Annotated in this window: 18 protein-coding genes; 7 read left to right on the top strand and 11 right to left on the bottom strand. The window is 63.7% G+C overall.

The annotated features are described in order from the left end of the window. Positions 1-56 precede the first annotated feature (56 nt). Positions 57-410: a DUF2946 family protein gene (locus tag BN32_RS13165; RefSeq protein WP_019198682.1), complete on the bottom strand. Its 354-nt coding sequence runs from the start codon at positions 408-410 to the stop codon at positions 57-59. 274 nt (positions 411-684) lie between these two features. Between BN32_RS13165 and BN32_RS13160 the strand changes: the two genes are divergently transcribed. Then, positions 685-906, top strand: a complete 222-nt coding sequence (locus BN32_RS13160) for a hypothetical protein (RefSeq protein WP_040425689.1) — start codon at positions 685-687, stop codon at positions 904-906. 84 nt (positions 907-990) lie between these two features. On the opposite strand, the gene BN32_RS13155 is transcribed toward BN32_RS13160, so the two are convergent. The 4 genes from BN32_RS13155 to BN32_RS13140 are packed head-to-tail and all read right to left on the bottom strand — an operon-like array spanning position 991 to position 7,867. Beyond that, positions 991-3,054, bottom strand: a complete 2,064-nt coding sequence (locus tag BN32_RS13155) for a membrane protein (protein ID WP_019198680.1) — start codon at positions 3,052-3,054, stop codon at positions 991-993. Between the two features lie 3 nt (positions 3,055-3,057). Then, positions 3,058-5,922: a DUF4159 domain-containing protein gene (locus tag BN32_RS13150; protein WP_040425688.1), complete on the bottom strand. Its 2,865-nt coding sequence runs from the start codon at positions 5,920-5,922 to the stop codon at positions 3,058-3,060. Then, on the bottom strand, positions 5,919-6,863 hold the full coding sequence (locus BN32_RS13145) for a DUF58 domain-containing protein (RefSeq protein ID WP_019198678.1): 945 nt from the start codon (positions 6,861-6,863) through the stop codon (positions 5,919-5,921). The genes BN32_RS13150 and BN32_RS13145 overlap by 4 nt, the downstream gene beginning before the upstream one ends. Continuing rightward, on the bottom strand, positions 6,863-7,867 hold the full coding sequence (locus BN32_RS13140; RefSeq protein WP_040426436.1) for an AAA family ATPase: 1,005 nt from the start codon (positions 7,865-7,867) through the stop codon (positions 6,863-6,865). Before BN32_RS13140 ends, BN32_RS13145 begins: the two co-directional genes overlap by 1 nt. A 316-nt stretch (positions 7,868-8,183) precedes the next feature. Between BN32_RS13140 and BN32_RS13135 the strand changes: the two genes are divergently transcribed. The 4 genes from BN32_RS13135 to BN32_RS13120 are packed head-to-tail and all read left to right on the top strand — an operon-like array spanning position 8,184 to position 11,014. Further along, complete coding sequence (locus BN32_RS13135) at positions 8,184-8,792, top strand: DUF1285 domain-containing protein (RefSeq protein ID WP_019198676.1); 609 nt, start codon at positions 8,184-8,186, stop codon at positions 8,790-8,792. A 16-nt stretch (positions 8,793-8,808) separates the two neighbouring features. Continuing rightward, a complete protein-coding gene (locus BN32_RS13130) occupies positions 8,809-9,501 on the top strand; it encodes a CoA pyrophosphatase (protein ID WP_019198675.1) in 693 nt (230 codons plus the stop codon). Next, a complete protein-coding gene (locus BN32_RS13125) occupies positions 9,498-9,761 on the top strand; it encodes a DUF6111 family protein (protein WP_019198674.1) in 264 nt (87 codons plus the stop codon). The genes BN32_RS13130 and BN32_RS13125 overlap by 4 nt, the downstream gene beginning before the upstream one ends. After that, complete coding sequence (locus BN32_RS13120) at positions 9,758-11,014, top strand: CCA tRNA nucleotidyltransferase (RefSeq protein ID WP_019198673.1); 1,257 nt, start codon at positions 9,758-9,760, stop codon at positions 11,012-11,014. The genes BN32_RS13125 and BN32_RS13120 overlap by 4 nt, the downstream gene beginning before the upstream one ends. Positions 11,015-11,124: 110 nt before the next feature. Here the strand turns inward: BN32_RS13120 and BN32_RS13115 are convergent, their stop codons facing one another. The 6 genes from BN32_RS13115 to BN32_RS13090 all read right to left on the bottom strand — a co-directional run bounded on the left by BN32_RS13115 (position 11,125) and on the right by BN32_RS13090 (position 14,929). Beyond that, a complete protein-coding gene (locus BN32_RS13115) occupies positions 11,125-11,391 on the bottom strand; it encodes a YodC family protein (RefSeq protein ID WP_019198672.1) in 267 nt (88 codons plus the stop codon). A 142-nt stretch (positions 11,392-11,533) separates the two neighbouring features. Then, positions 11,534-12,322 (bottom strand): outer membrane protein, encoded by a 789-nt coding sequence (locus tag BN32_RS13110; protein WP_019198671.1) that lies wholly within the window; start codon positions 12,320-12,322, stop codon positions 11,534-11,536. 216 nt (positions 12,323-12,538) lie between these two features. Then, a complete protein-coding gene (gene hemF / locus BN32_RS13105) occupies positions 12,539-13,432 on the bottom strand; it encodes an oxygen-dependent coproporphyrinogen oxidase (RefSeq protein WP_019198670.1) in 894 nt (297 codons plus the stop codon). Positions 13,433-13,444: 12 nt separating this feature from the next. After that, positions 13,445-13,810, bottom strand: coding sequence for a 6-pyruvoyl trahydropterin synthase family protein (locus tag BN32_RS13100; RefSeq protein WP_019198669.1), 366 nt, complete (start codon positions 13,808-13,810; stop codon positions 13,445-13,447). Between the two features lie 31 nt (positions 13,811-13,841). Continuing rightward, positions 13,842-14,474 (bottom strand): 7-carboxy-7-deazaguanine synthase, encoded by a 633-nt coding sequence (gene queE / locus BN32_RS13095; protein WP_019198668.1) that lies wholly within the window; start codon positions 14,472-14,474, stop codon positions 13,842-13,844. Then, entirely contained in the window at positions 14,471-14,929 is a 459-nt protein-coding gene (locus BN32_RS13090; protein WP_019198667.1) for a tRNA (cytidine(34)-2'-O)-methyltransferase, read from the bottom strand. The genes queE and BN32_RS13090 overlap by 4 nt, the downstream gene beginning before the upstream one ends. A 238-nt stretch (positions 14,930-15,167) precedes the next feature. On the opposite strand from BN32_RS13090, the gene petA reads away from it, so the two are divergent. Next, positions 15,168-15,734, top strand: coding sequence for a ubiquinol-cytochrome c reductase iron-sulfur subunit (gene petA, locus BN32_RS13085; RefSeq protein ID WP_019198666.1), 567 nt, complete (start codon positions 15,168-15,170; stop codon positions 15,732-15,734). A gap of 50 nt (positions 15,735-15,784) precedes the next feature. Further along, a complete protein-coding gene (locus BN32_RS13080; RefSeq protein WP_019198665.1) occupies positions 15,785-17,848 on the top strand; it encodes a cytochrome c1 in 2,064 nt (687 codons plus the stop codon). Positions 17,849-17,999: the final 151 nt, after the last annotated feature.

Raw genomic sequence — 17,999 nt, 5'->3', positions numbered from 1 at the left:
GAATGTCCCGCGATCACCGCTGCGCGGCGATCATCGGGATCGGACAATAATTCGAGTCAGGCGTGCGGAGGCGCGCGGGAGTGAAACGCGCTCCGGCGTGTTTCGGCCGCGATGGCTTCGGGATCAAAAGCGGTCTGTAGCGCCGTGATGGTCAGCGGGCGCGTCAGCGAAGGAGGGGCTGCCGCGACGAGGGTGTTGGCCATCGCCACGGTGGCGCAGATGGCGCAGAGGTCGCGGTGGACGTCCTGATCGTGATCGGCATCCGGCGTGGACGCCTGAGGCTGGCTTGCCGAGATCCCTGCGACCGCGACGTCGTGGTGGGTGTGGCCGAAAAACAGGCCAAGCTGCAGCGCCAGCGCAAACAGCGCCAGCAGCGACAGCCTTTTCGCCTTCAATCGCAACCAGTTCATCGTCAGTTGTGCCCCGTCCCACCCGGTTCGACCCCTGATAGGGCCGGTTCCGGATGTTATAATATAACATCGCTGGTCGAGAGCAGGGTGTCAACATGCGACGGTTGGCCGTGAGGAAGAAAGGCGGCCGCACGAGGCCAAATGGCCACAGCGCCGAACGTTCAGGGCCGCGGGTCGCCCGCGGTGATAGCGGATAGTGGCGTGCGCGGTATGGGCGGTATGGTTGACCGAATCGTAACGAGCGGCTGTTCTCATCCGCGCGAGGAGAGCGTGAATGCTCAAGTATTTTGAGAACGTCCGTCTTGTACAAATGGCTGACGGTAAAACCTACAAGCTCATTCGGGATCTGGGCTTGGTCAAAGGCGGGAAGGGGCTTCGCTGCCACGAAGCGATCATGACCTTCCAGTTCAAGCTGAAGCCGGTCAGCATTCATGTTCCGTTGTCGGAGCTCATCTCGATGCTGTCGGTTGCGGTGGCACGGCGCTCGGCCGCATAACTTTCCGCCACATCACTCCTCCGAGTTTTCCGGCCAAATCGCTCATTGGCCCAGTCGGCCAATGGCTCACGCCGATTGAGATCGTCAGCGCCCCTCGCGCAGCCAGGTGCTGGCGAACGCGCCGAGCAGGAGCAGAAGCCCGATCAGTCCGGCGAAGATCGGCAGCACTCCGATGCCGCGCACCACGCTGGCGTCGCGCATCTTGACCCCAAGCCAGCCTTCGCCGCGAAACACCGTCGAGGCGCGTACCGGAAGCACGCGCGGCAGGTCGATGCTGCCACTGTCGGCCACGCGGCGGGTATCGCCGCCGGTCGCCTGCAGCAGCGGACGCAGCGCCTCCGTCGTCGACGTCACCTCGGCGAACTCTTTCGGGTTGACCGGGCCGACATTGATCAGCGCCTTGAGCGAGCCATCGGTTGCCTGCCACAGGCCGAGTTCATCCGCGCCGATCGAGGCGCGCCATTCGCCGGGATCGCCGGCGGTCAGCGTGACCTGACGCGTTACACCCGACGGTGAGGTCACGGTGACAGGCAGCACGGTGTCAGCCATGGTCTGGCGCACCACGACCAGATCGCGGCCTTCCACCTTGAGCCGCAATGCTTCCTCGTCAAGCTCGGGCTGTTTCATCAGCCAGTGCGACATCCGCCGCAGCAGGTCGAGATGCGGGCCGCCGCCTTCATAACCGCGCGCCCACAGCCAGATATGATCGGACAGCAGCAGTGCGACACGGCCTTCGCCCTGCCTTGACAGCAGCAGCAGCGGCTTGCCGTCGGCGCCTTCCATGATCGGCGGATTGGCGGGATTGCGCGTGTCGACGAGACGGAAGAAGCGGCTCCAGTGCGGCGGTTCGCTGCTCGAGCCTTCAAGCCCGCGCGTGACCGGGTGGCGCTTGCCGAGATTGGTCAGGCGGGCCGTGAACGCCTGCTCGCTGACGCCGACCGGCTCTGCGGGCAGGATTGTATCGAGCGGCGTGCGCCAGATGCTGGTCTGGCTCGCGTAGTCGGGACCGGCGGACACCAGCACCGCGCCGCCGCCGCGCACATAGCGTGCGATGTTGTCGAAATAGGAAATCGGCAGCACGCCCTGCCTGGCGTAGCGGTCGAAGATGATGAGCTGAAACTCATTGATCTTCTGCTGGAACAGTTCGCGCGTCGGGAACGCGATCAGCGACAGTTCATTGATCGGCGTGCCATCCTGCTTCTCGGGCGGACGCAGAATGGTGAAATGCACAAGATCGACGCTGGCGTCGGACTTCAGCAGGTTGCGCCAGGTGCGTTCCCCTGAGTGCGGCTCGCCGGAGACCAGCAGCACGCGCAGCTTGTCGCGCACGCCGTCGATCGACACCACGGCGCGGTTGTTCACCGGCGTCAGTTCGCCCTCAAGCTTCGAGGCTTCGATCTCGACGATGTTCGGGCCTGCATGCGGAATATCGATGGTCACGCTGACCTGTTCGCCGCTGCGTACCGCGCGCTCGCTGAGCACATCGCCATCGCGCCGGACCACAACGCGCGCGCTTTGATTGGTCACGCCCTGATCGTCGAGGCGATAGGTGATGGTCTGGGTCTGGCCGACGATGCCGAAACGGGGCGCCGCGACGATGGCGACGCGGCGGTCGCGCTCGTTGCTGCGGCCTGTGATCAGCGCATGAACCGGCGCATTGAAGCCGATGGCCGCGGCATTGGCGGGAATGTCATGCACGCGCCCGTCGGTGATCAGGAATGCGCCGGCAACGCGATCGGTCGGCACATCGGACAGCGCCGATGTGACCGCGGAAAACAGTTTTGTGCCGTCGGTTTCGCCGTCAGCCTGTCCGGCCTCGACTGTGCGCACCTCAAGCCCCTTGATCTGCTTGAGCCGGTCAACCAGCGCATCGCGCGCCTCATTGGTTTCGCGGGTCCGTTCGCCGAAATTCTGGCTCGGGCTCCTGTCGACCACCACAGCGACGACCGAGGAGAGAGGTTCGCGTTCCTCACGCGTGAAGGACGGATTGGCCAGCGCCAGCAGGATCAACGTCAGAGCCGCAACGCGTATCGCAGCGCCGCGCGAGCGCGCGATCATGAGGACAGCCGCGATCACGACGATCGCAGCGAGGCCGATCCACAGCACGAGCGTGGGAACGAGAGGCGCGAAGGCGATACCGTATTGCATGAATTATTGCCCCAGCCGTTCGATGAGGGCGGGTGCGTGCACCTGGTCGGCCTTGTAGTTGCCAGTCAGGGTGTACATCACGATGTTGACGCCGGCACGGAAGGCCATTTCGCGCTGGCGCGGATCGCCCGGCGTCAGCGGCAGCATCGGCTGTCCGTCGGTCCGCATCGCCCATGCACCGGCGAGATCGTTCGAGGTGATGATAATCGGCGAGACGCCGTCGCCGCCGCGTGCCGGCCGGTCGGCGGCTTCTTCGTCATCGACCCGTGGCAGCGTTTCGACCCAGGTCTGTCCGGAATTGAAGCGGCCCGGGAAGTCGCGCAGCAGATAGAACGTCTTGGTCAGCACGTGTTCGCGCGGCACCGGCTCAAGTTCGGGTATGTCGAGCGAGGACAGGATTTCGCGCAGCGTCAGCATGCCGGGCGTTTGCGATTCTCCGCCGGGACCCGGCGGCGCCTCAATGGCGTCGCGCGTATCGAACAGCACCGTGCCGCCCTGCTTCATGTAGGCGTCGAGCTTGTTGATGGCATCCTGCGATGGCTTCGGCGCGCCGGTGATCACCGGCCAGTAAACCAGCGGGAAGAATGCGAGTTCATCGCGCGCCGGATCGACGCCGACCGGCTCGCCGGCTTCCAGCGCGGTGCGTTGTGCGAGAAACAGCGTCAGCCCCGACAGGCCGGCCTTCACAATGGAATCGACGTCGGCATTGCCGGTGACGACATAGGCAAGACGGGTTTGTGCGACAGCCTTGATGGCGAAGTCGTCGCTGGCGGCGCTGCTTGCAGGAGGTTTCGCCGGCATGCTCTTGGCCGGAGCCTTCGGGGCCTGCGCGTAAGTCGGCGAGGGTACGCCACTCGCAGACGCCAGCGCAAACGCGATGGCGAGTGCCGCGGTTGCGGTCCGGCGCCGCAGCAAAGCCGCCAGACCGCCGCCGAGAATGGCAACGATGATCGCGTCGATCAGGAACAGTGCGAGCGCGGTGGAGAGCAGGATGCCGCGCAGGTCGCGCGGCTCGGCGTTGGTGTAGGTCGCGCGCCGCGCCTTCAACGCGGAGGTGTCGAGCGGAGCGAGCCTGTCCGCCGCAGCAAGTGCGTTCACCGCGAGCGGGCCATCGGCGGGGCCGTAAAGACCGGGGGGGTGATCGAGCGTGGCGCGGTCGCGATAGTCGGCGCGCAGCGGCTTCGCTGTGGAGGGCGGCGGCCCGAATGCGCCAAAGCCGTCGAGGGTGCGGATCGGCGCAACAGTTTCCGCTCCGGCTTCGGCGGCGACACCTGCGCCCGCATTGGCCGTATAGCCCGACATATCGACGATTCGCCGCAGCATCTCCACGAAGGTGCCAGACAACGGCAAATCCGACCAGCGCATATCGGCGCTGATATGGAACAGCGCGATCACGCCTTTGTCCCGATGTTCGCCGGTCACGAGCGGTGTGCCATCAGCGAGCGAGGCCCAGCTCCGCGCAGCGAGCCCGGGATCGGGCTCGGCCAGCACCTGACGTGTCACGGTGATGTCTTTCGGAACGGCGAGACCAGCGAACGGTCCGTCGGCCGCGAACGATGCCAGTGGCTGCGGTTTTTCCCAGGTGAGGCTGCCCCCCAAGCTGCGCCCGCCGCGCCGCAGTTTCACCGGCACCAGATCGTCATCGCCTGCGGCGAGGCGCGGCCCGGCGAAGCGCACCAGTACGCCGCCCTGCCTGATCCATGTGTTGAGCCTGTCGCGGATTTCAGGTGACAACGTGCCCACATCGGCAAGCACGATCATCGGCAGCTTCTGGTCAAGGAATTGTCCGATTGCGACGGCCGGCGAGCCACGCTCGCCGAGCCGTACGTCTGCGAACGGCGCCAGCGCGCGCGTGAGATAGAAGGTCGAGGCGAGCAGCGGCTGTGCCGTGTCGCTGGTCGCGCCCGAGACGATGCCGATGGCGCGGCGGCGCCAGCGCTTGTCGAGCAGTTGCACCGCGCCGGCCGAGCGCTCGCCGGAGACCTCGAGGCGCGTGATATCGTTGCGCAGTTCCACCGGAAGATCAAAGCTGGCTTCGGTCTCGCGATCCTGTATGCCGAACGCAAACTTCGCCTCGCCGATCGGCGAACCCTTCTGGTCGAGCGCGCGCACAAGTCCGGCATCGCCGCCGCCGCTATTGGCGCGCAGGACTTTCACCGTCATCTTTGCGGCGGCGTTCTCCGCCGCGACCAGCGCATGTGCGGGCGGAGTGCCGCCTTCGAAAATCGTCAGGGCGCGATCCTGAATTGCTTTCGTCAGACCCTCGGTGAATTCGCTGCCGCGTCCGGTATCGATGCCGTCGCTGAGCCAGACGATTTCGCTGTCGCCGGTTTTGGCGAGAAAGCGCGCCAGCGCCGGGAGGGTTTCGACTCGCTCGACGGCATAGGGCTTCGGCGCAAGCTGCCGCAGCGCCACCCGCGCGGTGCCCGCAGGAATCAGCGTGATGTCGCGGGTCGCGTCCGATAGCGGAACGAGCGCGACCGCGCGCCGGTCGGCCTCAGCGTTGGAAATCAGTTCGTCGGCGGTCTTGATGCGCGCATCCCAGTTGGACGCCGCACTCCAGCCGTCATCGAGCAACAGCACGAGTGGCGCGCTGGAGCGCGTCACGCCCTCGCTCGGATTCCAGATCGGACCGGCGGCCGCAAGAATGACGAGCGCGGCGGCGAGCAGGCGCAGCAGCGTCAGCCACCATGGCGAGCGTGACGGGGTTTCTTCCTTCGGCGCGATGTCGAACAGCAGGCGCGTCGGCGGAAAATCGACGCGGCGAGGGCGCGGCGGCATCACGCGCAGCAGCCACCACAGCGCCGGCAGGCTCAGCAGCCCCATCAGCAGCCACGGTTCGGCGAATGAGAGCGGCAGGCCCATCATGAGGTGCGCCCCGCTGTCACGGCGACGCGGCCCGCGCTGCCCTTGGCGACCATCATGCCGCTGTGCAGATACAGCAGCAGCTCGGCAGCGGAGCGATCGGTGGTGTGGGTCGAGAACAGCCAGTCGAGCTTGTTGGTTTCCTCGCGAATGGCGGCGCGATGCGCGGCGACGCGCGCGGTGTAATCCTTCGCCCAGGTCTCGGCGCGGCCGGCGGTGATGACGTCGCCACCCTCAGGCTCGACGAATTCGACGCGGCCGGAATAGGGAAACGTTTCCTCGGCAGGATCGACGACTTGCAACAGAGTGCCGTGCGCGCCCGACGAGGAGAGGCCGGCAAGCATGGTGCGGATGTCGCCGATCGGCGACCAGAAATCAGACAGCACCACGACCTCCGCCAGCGCCGACGGCACAAAGGCCGGCGGCAGGCTCGAACGCGCTATGGTGTCGTGCACGATCGCCTGCGCCATCTTGTCGACGATGTTGCTGCTTGAGCTCGGGTTCATCAGGCCGGGAATGCCGACGCGCTCGCCGCCGGCGACCAGCAAGTCGGCCAGCGCAAAAGTCACCACCAGCGCGCGCTCAAGCTTGCTGTCGCGCGCAGTCTTCGAGGCGAACGCCATCGATTTTGAGCGATCCGGCCACAGCCATACAGTGTGCGCGGCCTCCCATTCCTGCTCGCGGACGTAGAGATGATCGTCGCGCGCCGAACGCCGCCAGTCGACGTTCTGCGAGGCTTCTCCGGAAACGAAGCGGCGATACTGCCAGAAATTTTCGCCGGTGCCGGCGCGCCGCCGACCGTGCAGGCCGTGGATGACATTGGCCGAGATGCGCCGCGCCTCCAGCACGAGACGCGGCAGCGACGCGGCGAGCGAACGGCTTTCTCCATCGGCACGCCGGACTGCTTCGATCTCCTGAAGTGCGGGTTGCGGCCGTGCTGCCATCAGCCGATCCGTGATTTCAGTTGTTTAATGATGTCGGGAATGGTGCGGCCCTCGGCGCGCGCCGAGAACGTCAGCGCCATGCGGTGTTTCAATACAGGCTCCGCGAGATCCAGCACGTCGTCGATCGACGGTGCGAGCCGTCCATCGAGCAGCGCGCGCGCGCGAACAGCGAGCATCAGCGCCTGGCTGGCGCGCGGTCCCGGTCCCCACGCGATCGATTTGCCGAGTTCGCCGTTGTCCTCACCCGGACGCGCCGACCTGACGAGCGACAGAATGGCCTCGACCACGGAATCGCCAACCGGCAGGCGGCGCACCAGCCGCTGGGCGGTGACCAGCGTTTCGGCGGTCATCGCGGCTCTCGCCACGGTCTGTTCGGCGCCGGTGGTTTCAAACAGGATTTTACGCTCGGCATCACGGTCCGGATATTCGACGTCGATTTCCATCAGGAAACGGTCGAGCTGTGCCTCGGGCAGTGGATAGGTGCCTTCCTGCTCCAGCGGGTTCTGCGTGGCGAGCACATGGAACGGCTTCGGCAGATCGTGCCGCGCGCCGGCCACTGTGATGTGCTGCTCCTGCATCGCCTGCAACAATGCGGATTGCGTGCGCGGGCTGGCGCGGTTGATTTCGTCCGCCATCAGGAGTTGCGCGAACACCGGTCCGGCGATGAAGCGGAACGAGCGCTTGCCGCTGACGCTCTCATCGAGCACTTCGGCGCCGAGAATATCGGACGGCATCAGGTCAGGCGTGAACTGCACGCGCTTGGCGTCGAGGCCGAGCGTGATGCCCAGTGTTTCGACGAGCTTGGTCTTCGCCAGACCCGGAACACCGATCAACAATGCATGTCCGCCGGACAGGATGGTCACCAGCGCATTCTCGACGACGCGTTCCTGTCCGAAGATGACAGTCGAAACCGCCTCGCGGGCGGTGCGGATGTTCCCCGCGATCTGCTCGGCCGAGCGCACGATCACGTCTTCCAGTTTCTCGACACCTTCTGCGCCAGCCATATTCATCGCTCCTTGCGTGGGCTGTAAGATTCCGTCTTCGGGTTCCGCGGGACTCAAAGCCCGGACTTCAGACCGCAGGCCCATGCTAAACCCGTGCAAAGGCCATGTATTCTCTTATGTATTCACTCATTCAGGCTGTCCCCACATTAGCGGGTAGGGGGCTTGAAACTCATCACGATGTGGCGAGTAATCGCGCCGGACGCCGGGGTGATTTGTTGGTCGTTTTCATGCGTTCTCGATCAGCGATCTCTCGGCTTTCGGGTTCTTGTTGTGCACCATTCGTGCCAAACAGAAGCGTCAACGGTCAGGGCAAACAATGGCGAACCAAGGGCAGAAACAGGAGCCGAACCCGGTCCAGCGTCTGGACGGCCTGACTCATGCTGCGCGCGGTGCTGCGACAAAAGGTCTGCCGCCGGTCCATTTGTGGAATCCGCCGTTCTGCGGTGATCTCGACATGCGGATCGCAAGCGACGGCACCTGGTTCTATCTCGGCACGCCGATCGGGCGGCCGGCGCTGGTGAAGCTGTTTTCCACGATTCTCAAACGTGAGGACGGCAAGTATTTTCTTGTCACGCCGGTGGAAAAAGTCGGCATCCGCGTCGATGACGTGCCGTTTCTCGCGGTGGAGATGGAGAAGGCCGGCGAGGGCGCGGCGCGGACGCTGAGTTTCCGCACCAATGTCGACGAATGGGTGCCATGCGATGGCGCTCACCGGCTGCGTTTCGAAGCCGCCGCCGACGGCGGGCTGACGCCATACCTTCATGTCCGTGCGGATTTGTGGGCAAAGGTTACACGCGCGCTCTATTATGATCTGGTGGAGATGGGCGAAATTCGACTCGTCGATGGCCGCGAGATGTTCGGGGTCATGTCGGGCGGCGCATTCTTCTCGATGGCGGACGCAGCGCAGGCGCGCGATCCTGTTTGACGAAAGAGGATTTGGATTGACGAAGACTGTTTTGAAGGACGCTGTCCCTACCAGCATCGCGGCAGCGGCCGAGATCACGACCGGCGAATTCTTTCGCCGGTCGCGTGAGCGCCTGAACTTCGATGTGCCGCCGGGACTGACCGACGCAGCCGTGCTGGCGCCGACCGGCGATTTCGGCACCGATGCGATGCTGCAGATTATTGCGAAGGAACGTCCTGTGCGTCCGGCGGCGGTTCTCGTTCCGATCGTGGAGCGCGATGTGCCGATGGTGCTGCTGACCAAGCGCGCCGAACATCTTAACGAGCACGCCGGACAGGTTTCGTTTCCCGGCGGCAAGATCGATCCGACCGACGCTTCGCCGATGGATGCGGCGCTGCGCGAGGCCGACGAGGAGATCGGACTCAAACGAGATTTCATCGAACCGATCGGTTACCTCGATGTGTATGCGACCGGTTTCGGATTTCGGATTCTGCCGACGCTGGCGCGTGTCCGGCCGGATTTCGAACTCACGATCAACGCCAATGAAGTCGATGCCGCGTTCGAGGTGCCGCTGGCGTTCCTGATGGACCCGGTCAATCACAAGCTCGGCAGCAAGGAATTCCGTGGCATGCAGCGCTCGTTCTACGAGATGCCGTTCGAGACGCATTATATCTGGGGCGCGACGGCGGGCATGCTGCGCGCGCTGTATGAGCGGATTTGTCTTTCATGATCCGTCCTGTCCTCACCGAAATCGGAATTTTTCTCATTCCTTTCGCGGTCTATGCGGCATTTCTGATCGCAAGCCGGTCCGGCGTCTGGGTCAAGTCGTCGTGGCCGCTGCACATCGTCGGCAAGCTGGCGGTGGCTGCCTTCGTGCTCGTTATCATCAGCCTCGTGTTGCTGGCGCATTTTTCCGGTGCGCCTCCGGGCTCGACCTACACTCCCGCGCATGTCGAGGATGGCAAGCTGATCCGGGGGTCTGAGAAATGAGCGCTCCGCGTTCGCTGCGCGACGCCCCCTGGTTGAGGTCAGGTGCGACGGCGCGGGTGCTGGCGTTGCTCAATGCGGACGGCGAGGAGGCGCGGGTGGCCGGCGGCGCGGTGCGCAATGCGCTGCTTGGTCTTCCCGTCGGCGATATCGACATCGCGACCACGGCGCTGCCGGAGGACGTGATCCGCCGCGCCAAGCTCGCGCATATCAAGTCGGTACCGACCGGCGTCGAGCACGGAACGGTGACGCTGGTGATCGAAGGCCAGCCGTTCGAAGTGACCACGCTACGCGAAGACATCGAAACCTTCGGGCGCAAGGCCAGGGTTGCCTTCGGCCGCGACTGGGCGCGCGATGCGATGCGCCGTGACTTCACCATCAACGGCTTGTCGGTGACGCCGGATGGCGTTGTTCACGACGCGGTCGGTGGGCTGGCGGACATCGAAGCCCGCCGCGTGCGATTCATCGGCGAGCCCGCGCAGCGCATTGCCGAAGACTACCTGCGCATCCTTCGTTTCTTCCGGATTCACGCGGCCTATGGCGAGGGCGCGCCGGACCCGGCCGGGTACGACGCCTGTATCGCCGGGCGCGACGGTCTTTCAGGCCTGTCCGCCGAGCGGATCCGGATGGAAATGCTCAAGCTGATGGTCGCGAAGGGCGCGGCGCCGGCGCTGGTGGCGATGGATGATGCCGGTCTGCTGCTGCGGCTGACAGCGGGCGTGGTTTATCACGGCGCTCTCGCCAACATGATCGCCGTCGAACGCGAAATGGGAATCGGACCGGACGCAATACTTCGCCTTGGCGCGCTGGCGGTTGCGGTCACCGAAGATGCGAAGCGCCTGTCGGTGCGCTGGCGACTCTCGAATGCGGAGACCAAGCGTCTCGATTCGATGGGGCATCGCTGGTGGCGGGCAGCCGGCATGGATGAGGCGACGGCCCAGCGCAGGTTGTACCGGCTGGGCGCACCGCGCTATCTCGACCGGATCATGCTGGCATGGGCCCGGGCGGGGCGGGGTTTCAACTCACCGCAGTGGCGTGAGCTGACGACGCTGCCACAGCGCTGGACGGCACCGGTATTTCCGCTCAAGGCGGCGGACTTCATCGCGCGTGGCATCGCAGAAGGACCGGCGCTCGGCCATGTGCTGACGCTGGCCGAGGATGCGTGGCTGGCGATGCAGTTTCCGTTGGAAGAAGCGGCGCTGAAAAGCATCGCCGATGACACCGTCGCGCGGTTCGCGCGGGATCATCGGCTTTGATCGCACTTGTTGTACCTCGCCCCGCTCTCTTGCGGGGAGACTTCGCTGCGCTCAGTCCCCGACCTCTCCCTGTCAGAACGGGAAGAGGTGAAGAAAAACGCGCCACTCCCTCAAGCGATTTCCGCCGCTCTCTTGGCGTGATGGCCTTCGCTTTCGCTCTCGTCTTCTTCGCTGTCTTCGTCTTCGTCGTGCTCGTCCTCATCGTCGGACATGTCGATGTGAGCAGGTTCGAGAACAGCTGATGGAAGCGATTCGCGGAACAGATCGCCTTCCTCGCCGATCCAGATGCACGCGACCATTTCGTCGGTGACCTCGGCAACGGTCAGGGCCTGGCCGCCGGATTTGAGAACTACGACGTCGCCTGCTTTCAGTTTCATGGTCGGCTCCTTGCTGATGTGAGGAGCTTGCAGCCTAGCCGCATGTCATGACACGCCGACAAAGGGAGGTTGATAGGATTTGCGACAAAGAAAAAGCCCCGGACCATGTCCGGGGCTTTGACTTCTAGAGAACCGTCGGCGTTTAGCGAACGATGCCGAGGAAATAACCGAGCATGTCGAACTTGTAGTTCAGACCGACCTTGGCGGTATGAATGCCGGGGAGGCTGGTGGTGGTGAACACCTGAATCGGAGGGCCAGTGAAGTTGCCCGTGGTGGTGATGTTGTTGTCGAAGCCGAGATAGAGGTACTCGGCCTTCACGCTCCACTTGGTATCGAAGGCATATTCCCAGCCGCCGCCGATTGCGTAACCGAGGCGATACTTGGTGTGCATGGTGTCGATGTGGGTGCCTGGCGTACCGTTGGACACGCCGGTTTCGAAGTCGACCAGAGCGCCACCGGCCTTGACGTAGATCAGCGAGCGGTCGAACGCATAACCGAGGCGGGCAGCCCAGAGGCTGTAGAGACCTTCGGCGCGGGTCGTCGCAATGGAGGTCGCCGAGCCAGCGTAGGTGGACGAACCCTTGAGGCCGATGTAGCCGGTTTCACCTTCGTAGCCGATGACCCAGTTCGGAGCGAACTGGTAATTGTAGCCGCTGGTGTAGCCGCCGATCACGCTTGAGCCGTAGTTGTAGGACGCTGCCGGTCCAGCAAAGATCGGTGCGCCAGCTCCGGTGACCGGCACGCCGGTCACGACGTCGTTGGCACCGAAGGCGCCGCCGACATAACCGCCGATGTAGCCGCCGGTCCATGTGAACACCGGCACGGGAGGCGCCTTGCGGTAGATCGGCGCCGTGCCGAGATCGGCTGCGGAAGCCGCGCCTGCCAGGCTAACGCCGGCGGCCGCGAGGAGGAGTACAGCAATCTTGCGCATCGGAGCCCCTTAAAAACGATGGTGGCAGCATGATTCCGCCACACCTATGGCCATGAAAATACGTGGAGGGATGCCCGGGCTCAAATGGTTTCCGGCCGGTCCCGGGTTCTGCAATACCGTTCTTTGCCGAGTGTGCTGTCTCGGTGACACGTCGAAATCGCTCAGAAAGGGCGCTTTATTAAGCTTTTCTGAACGTTCGTCGCCCGGCCGAAGCCGCTAGGGCCACTTCACCTCGGGCGGCATCGAGGACAGGATCGAATCGACATTTCCACCGGTTTTCAGGCCAAAAATTGTCCCCCGGTCATAGAGCAGGTTGAACTCGACATAGCGGCCGCGGCGCACGAGCTGCTCCTGGCGATCGGTATCGGTCCAGGCGTTCTTGAAATTCCGCCGCACCAGCTCGGGATAGATTCCGGCAAAGGCCCGGCCAACGTCCCGGGTGAAGGCTAGATCGGCGTTCCAGTCTCCAGAATCGAGCCAGTCGTAGAAAATGCCGCCGATGCCGCGGGCCTCCTTGCGGTGGGGCAGGTAGAAATACTCGTCGCACCACGTCTTGAATTTCTCGTAAGGCGCGACCGCGGCGTGACCATCGCAGGCCGTCTTCATGGCGGCGTGAAAGGCAACCGTGTCGGGGTCATCCTGCGTCCGCCGCCGGTCAAGCACCGGGGTCAGGTCCGCGCCGCCGCCGAACCATGCCTTGGTCGTGACCACGAAGCGGGTGTTCATGTGGACTGCGGGCACGTTCGGATTGCGCGGATGAATGATCAGCGAAACGCCGGACGCCCAGAACCGCGGATCGTCGGCGGCGCCGGGAATCTGTGCCCGGAATTCCGGCGCGAACTCGCCATGCACGGTCGAGCAATGCACGCCGGCTTTCTCAAAGAGCCGTCCGCGCAGCACGGACATCACACCGCCGCCGCCGGGTTTTCCTGAGTGATCGGTGCGATCCCACGGCGTGCGCACGAAACGCCCGGCGTCGCCGGGATAGAGTTCCGCCGGAGCGTCGGCTTCAAGCTTTTCCAGCGCGAGGCAAATGTCGTCGCGCAGCCGCTCGAACCACACCCGCGCCTGCTGTTTGCGTTGCTCGATCGTGGTGACGGGCTTTTCCATCGGTCTCTCCGATCAGCCCTGCGGGCCGTAGTAAGTGCAACTTTCATTGCAACTGTCGCGATGAACGCTGACGCGGGTGACCTTGCCCGCGTGCTGGACCCGGTCCCAGATAAAGCGCGTGAGGTTTTCCAGCGTCGGCGCGCCCAGCGCCTCGACCTTGTTGAGCAGCTTGTGGTCGAGCATTTTCTGCACGTCAGCCATCGATTGTTCGAGCAGGCCCAGGTCCATCACCATCCCCGTGGCGGGATCTGGCGTGCCGCGAATGCTGATCTCGGCGCGGAACGAATGGCCGTGGATTTCGTCGCTGGCTTCGCCGAGCGTCGTGCCCGGCAGCGAATGCGCGGCCTCGAAACGGAACGATTTCGTCAATTCCCACATCGGTATTGTCCGGTCTTGGCTGATGCCAGCTCTATCTGATCCCAAGCGTCTTGTGCGTTTGAACGCTGAGACGCCATTGCGGATGGCGCAGGCAATACGCGATTGCTGCTTGCGTGCTTTGCGCTATGTCAGGTCCGTCCATCGGCTGCAATGAGAACCGCTCGAATTCCAGGCCTGCGAAATCCTCGGGGGCGTTTTCCGCCTGCGGATAGACCAGTTTCAATTCGTGCCCCTTGCGGATGACCAGTTCCGATCCGGCCTTCGGGCTGACGCAGATCCAGTCGAGGCCGGGCGGGGCAGCGATGGTGCCGTTGGTCTCGACCGCGATGGTGAAGCCGCGGGCATGCAGCGCATCGATCAGCGCCGGGTCGATCTGGAGCAGGGGCTCGCCGCCGGTCAGGACCGTATAGCGGTGGTCTTGCGAGCCCACCCATTGTGCGGCAATGGCCGAGGCAAGGTCGTCGGCATTCGCGTAGCGTCCGCCGAGCGTACCGTCCATGCCGACGAAATCGGTGTCGCAGAACTTGCACACGGCGTCGGCGCGGTCCTGCTCCCGGCCGGTCCACAGGTTACAGCCGCTGAACCGGCAGAACACGGCGGTGCGTCCGGCATGGGCGCCTTCGCCTTGCAATGTCAGGAAGATTTCCTTGACCGCGTAACTCAACTCGCCGTTCCTCGTGTTTGCCGGAGGGCCTCGCCCAGCGCCATCGCCACCGTCACGGCAACGTTCAGGGACCGCATCCCGGGTGCGATCGGGATGACCAGCCGCGCGTCGGCGGCGTTTACCACGTCATCCGGCACGCCGGCCGATTCCCGGCCGAACAACAGGATGTCGTCATCCCGATAGATATGATCGAGATAGGGCGTTGCCGCCTTTGTTGAAAAAAGAACCAGCCGGCCGCCAGATCGGGCACGCCAAGCCTCGAAGGCGGCCCATGAATCATGACGCACGATGGTGACCTGGTCGAGGTAGTCCATTCCCGCGCGGCGGAAATGCCGGTCGGAAACGGGAAACCCGGCCGGTTCGATAACGTGTGCCTCGACGCCGAGACAGGCGCAGAGCCGCAGAATCGTCCCGGTGTTTTGCGGGATATCAGGTTGAAAAAGGACGACACGCATCGGAAAGCGGCCCTTGGCCCCGGTGGAAAACGTGAGGAAAAATCACAGGTATGGGCGGTTTTAGTGCGTCGCACTAAATGTGCCGATAGCGGGCTTGCGCTCTCCCGGCAAGGGTGCCAATAGATCGATTCTAGATCGTATGTTCTGCCCGGTTGAGTAGGACAAGTGGTCATTCTGCCACCGCGGGGCCCGCGGGCACCGGCTTCCTCTCCCGGCGCATGCGATGCGTCGTACGGGGATGGGTCAGCCGGTTGCAGTTCGGAAAGGGTTTGCAATCGTGACGTCTTCATCATCGGCCGCTGCGACACGCCGTGATTTTCTCTATGTAGCGACGGGATCCGTAGCTGCCGTTGGCGCTGCGGCAGTGGCCTGGCCGCTGATCTCCCAGATGAATCCGGACGCCTCGACCATCGCGGCAGGCGCCCCGATCGAAGTGGATCTCACGCCGATCGCCTCGGGACAGGACATCAAGGTGTTCTGGCGCGGCAAGCCGATCTACATCATGAACCGCACCAAGAAGCAGATCGACGAGGCGCGCGCTGTTCCGACCGCGAGCCTTCCCGATCCGCAGAGCGACCAGTCGCGCGTCAAGGAAGGCCACGACCAGTGGCTCGTCGTGGTCGGCATCTGCACGCATCTTGGCTGCATTCCGATTGCCCACGAAGGCACCTATGATGGCTTCTTCTGCCCGTGTCACGGCTCGCAGTACGATACCTCGGGCCGTATCCGCTCGGGCCCGGCGCCGACCAACCTGGCCGTGCCGCCTTATTCCTTCATCTCCGACACCAAAATCAAAATCGGCTGATTTCTTAATCTGACCCGATCGCGTCGCTTCTTCTTTGTCAGGATCGCATCATGAGCGGACCATCGAACTACAACCCGCAAAACCCAGCCTTGAAATGGGTTGAACGGCGTCTCCCGATCGGGGGACTGATCCACTCGTCTTTCGTGGCCTACCCGACACCGCGTAACCTCAACTACTGGTGGACGTTCGGCGCGATCCTTTCGATGATGCTCGGCGTGCAGATCATCACCGGCATCATCCTGGCGATGCACTACACCCCGCATGTCGATTTCGCCTTCAAGTCGGTCGAACTGATCGTTCGCGACGTCAATTACGGCTGGCTGCTGCGCTACCTGCACTCCAACGGCGCATCAATGTTCTTCATCGCCGTGTACATCCATATGTTCCGCGGCCTTTATTACGGCTCATACAAGGAGCCGCGCGAGGTCCTGTGGATTCTCGGCGTCATTATCTATCTCCTGATGATGGCGACAGGCTTCATGGGTTATGTGCTGCCGTGGGGCCAGATGAGCTTCTGGGGCGCCACCGTCATCACCAACCTGTTCTCCGCCATTCCGTATTTCGGCGAGAGCATCGTGACGCTGCTGTGGGGCGGCTATTCGGTCGGCAACCCGACGTTGAACCGCTTCTTCTCGCTGCACTACCTGCTGCCGTTCGTGATCGCCGGCGTGGTCGTGCTGCACGTCTGGGCGCTGCATGTCGCCGGACAGAACAATCCGGCCGGCGTCGAGCCCAAGACCGAGAAGGACACCGTGCCGTTCACGCCATACGCGACCCTCAAGGACGCGTTCGGCATGACCTGCTTCCTGCTGTTCTTCGCCTGGTTCCTGTTCTACATCCCGAACTATCTCGGCGACCCGGACAACTACATTCCGGCCAACCCGGCCGTGACGCCCGCGCACATCGTTCCTGAATGGTATTACCTGCCGTTCTACGCGATCCTGCGTTCGATCCCGAACAAGCTCGCCGGCGTCATCGCGATGTTCAGCGCGATCATCGTGCTGGCATTCCTGCCGTGGCTCGACAGCGCCAAGACACGTTCGTCGAAGTATCGTCCGCTCGCCAAGCAGTTCTTCTGGATCTTCGTGGCGATCTGCCTCGGCCTCGGCTGGCTGGGCGCAAAGCCCGCGGAGGGCATCTATGTCATTGCCGGTCGCGTCCTGACGTTCGCCTACTTCGCCTACTTCCTGATCGTGCTGCCGATCCTCAGCCGCATCGAGAAGGCGCGTCCGCTGCCGAACTCGATCGCGGAAGACGTGCTGCGCAAGACGGGCAAGACGCCGGTTTCGGCCATGATCGCGCTCGCGGTTGGCGGCATGCTGATGCTGGGCGTCGCCGACAACGCACGCGCGGCTGAAGGTGCGCCGACGCCGCCGTCGCTGAAGTGGTCGTTTGCGGGCCCGCTGGGCAAGTTCGACCAAGGTCAGCTGCAGCGCGGCCTCAAGGTGTACAAGGAAGTCTGTGCGGCTTGCCACGGACTGTCGTTTGTCGCGTTCCGCAATCTCGCCGATCCCGGCGGCCCGGGCTATTCGCCCGCGCAGGCGGCGGCTTTCGCGTCGGAATACAAGGTCAAGGATGGACCGGACGACAAGGGCGAGATGTTCGAGCGTAACGGCCGTCCGGCCGACTACTTCCCCTCGCCATACCCGAACGAGCAGGCAGCACGCGCCTCGAACGGCGGTGCCTATCCGCCGGACCTGTCGCTGATCGCCAAGGCTCGTGGCTACGAGCGTGGCTTCCCGCAGTTCGTGTTCGACGCCTTCACCCAGTTCCAGGAAAAGGGGCCGAACTACCTCGACGCGCTGCTGCAGGGCTACGAGGACAAGGCGCCAGCCGGCTTCGCGCTGCCTGAGGGTTCATACTACAACAAGTTCTTCCCGGGCCACGCGATCAAGATGCCGAAGCCGCTCAGTGACGGTCAGGTGACCTACGACGATGGTTCGCCTGCGACCGTGCAGCAGTATGCCAAGGACGTTTCTGCGTTCCTGATGTGGACCGCCGAGCCGCACCTGGAGGCCCGCAAGCGCCTCGGTCTGCAGGTTATGATCTTCCTGATCGTGCTGTCGGGTCTGCTGTACTTTACCAAGAAGAAAGTCTGGGCTGACGCTCACTAAGGTTTCTTGGAGCTTTCGTGACAATCGAACTGCGAAAGGCCCCGTTGCGGGGCCTTTTTGCTGCGCCAATGCTTCAATGCAGCACGAACCCGATAGCTATTCGCGTCGCGGACACGGTTCGGGACGCGAATGTCAAATGCACTCCACTAGC

Origin of the sequence: Afipia birgiae 34632, from assembly GCF_000308295.2 — a bacterium.
Taxonomy (GTDB): domain Bacteria; phylum Pseudomonadota; class Alphaproteobacteria; order Rhizobiales; family Xanthobacteraceae; genus Afipia; species Afipia birgiae.
Note: the sequence above shows the minus strand (reverse complement) of the source record. Positions and strands in the feature narration are given on the sequence as shown.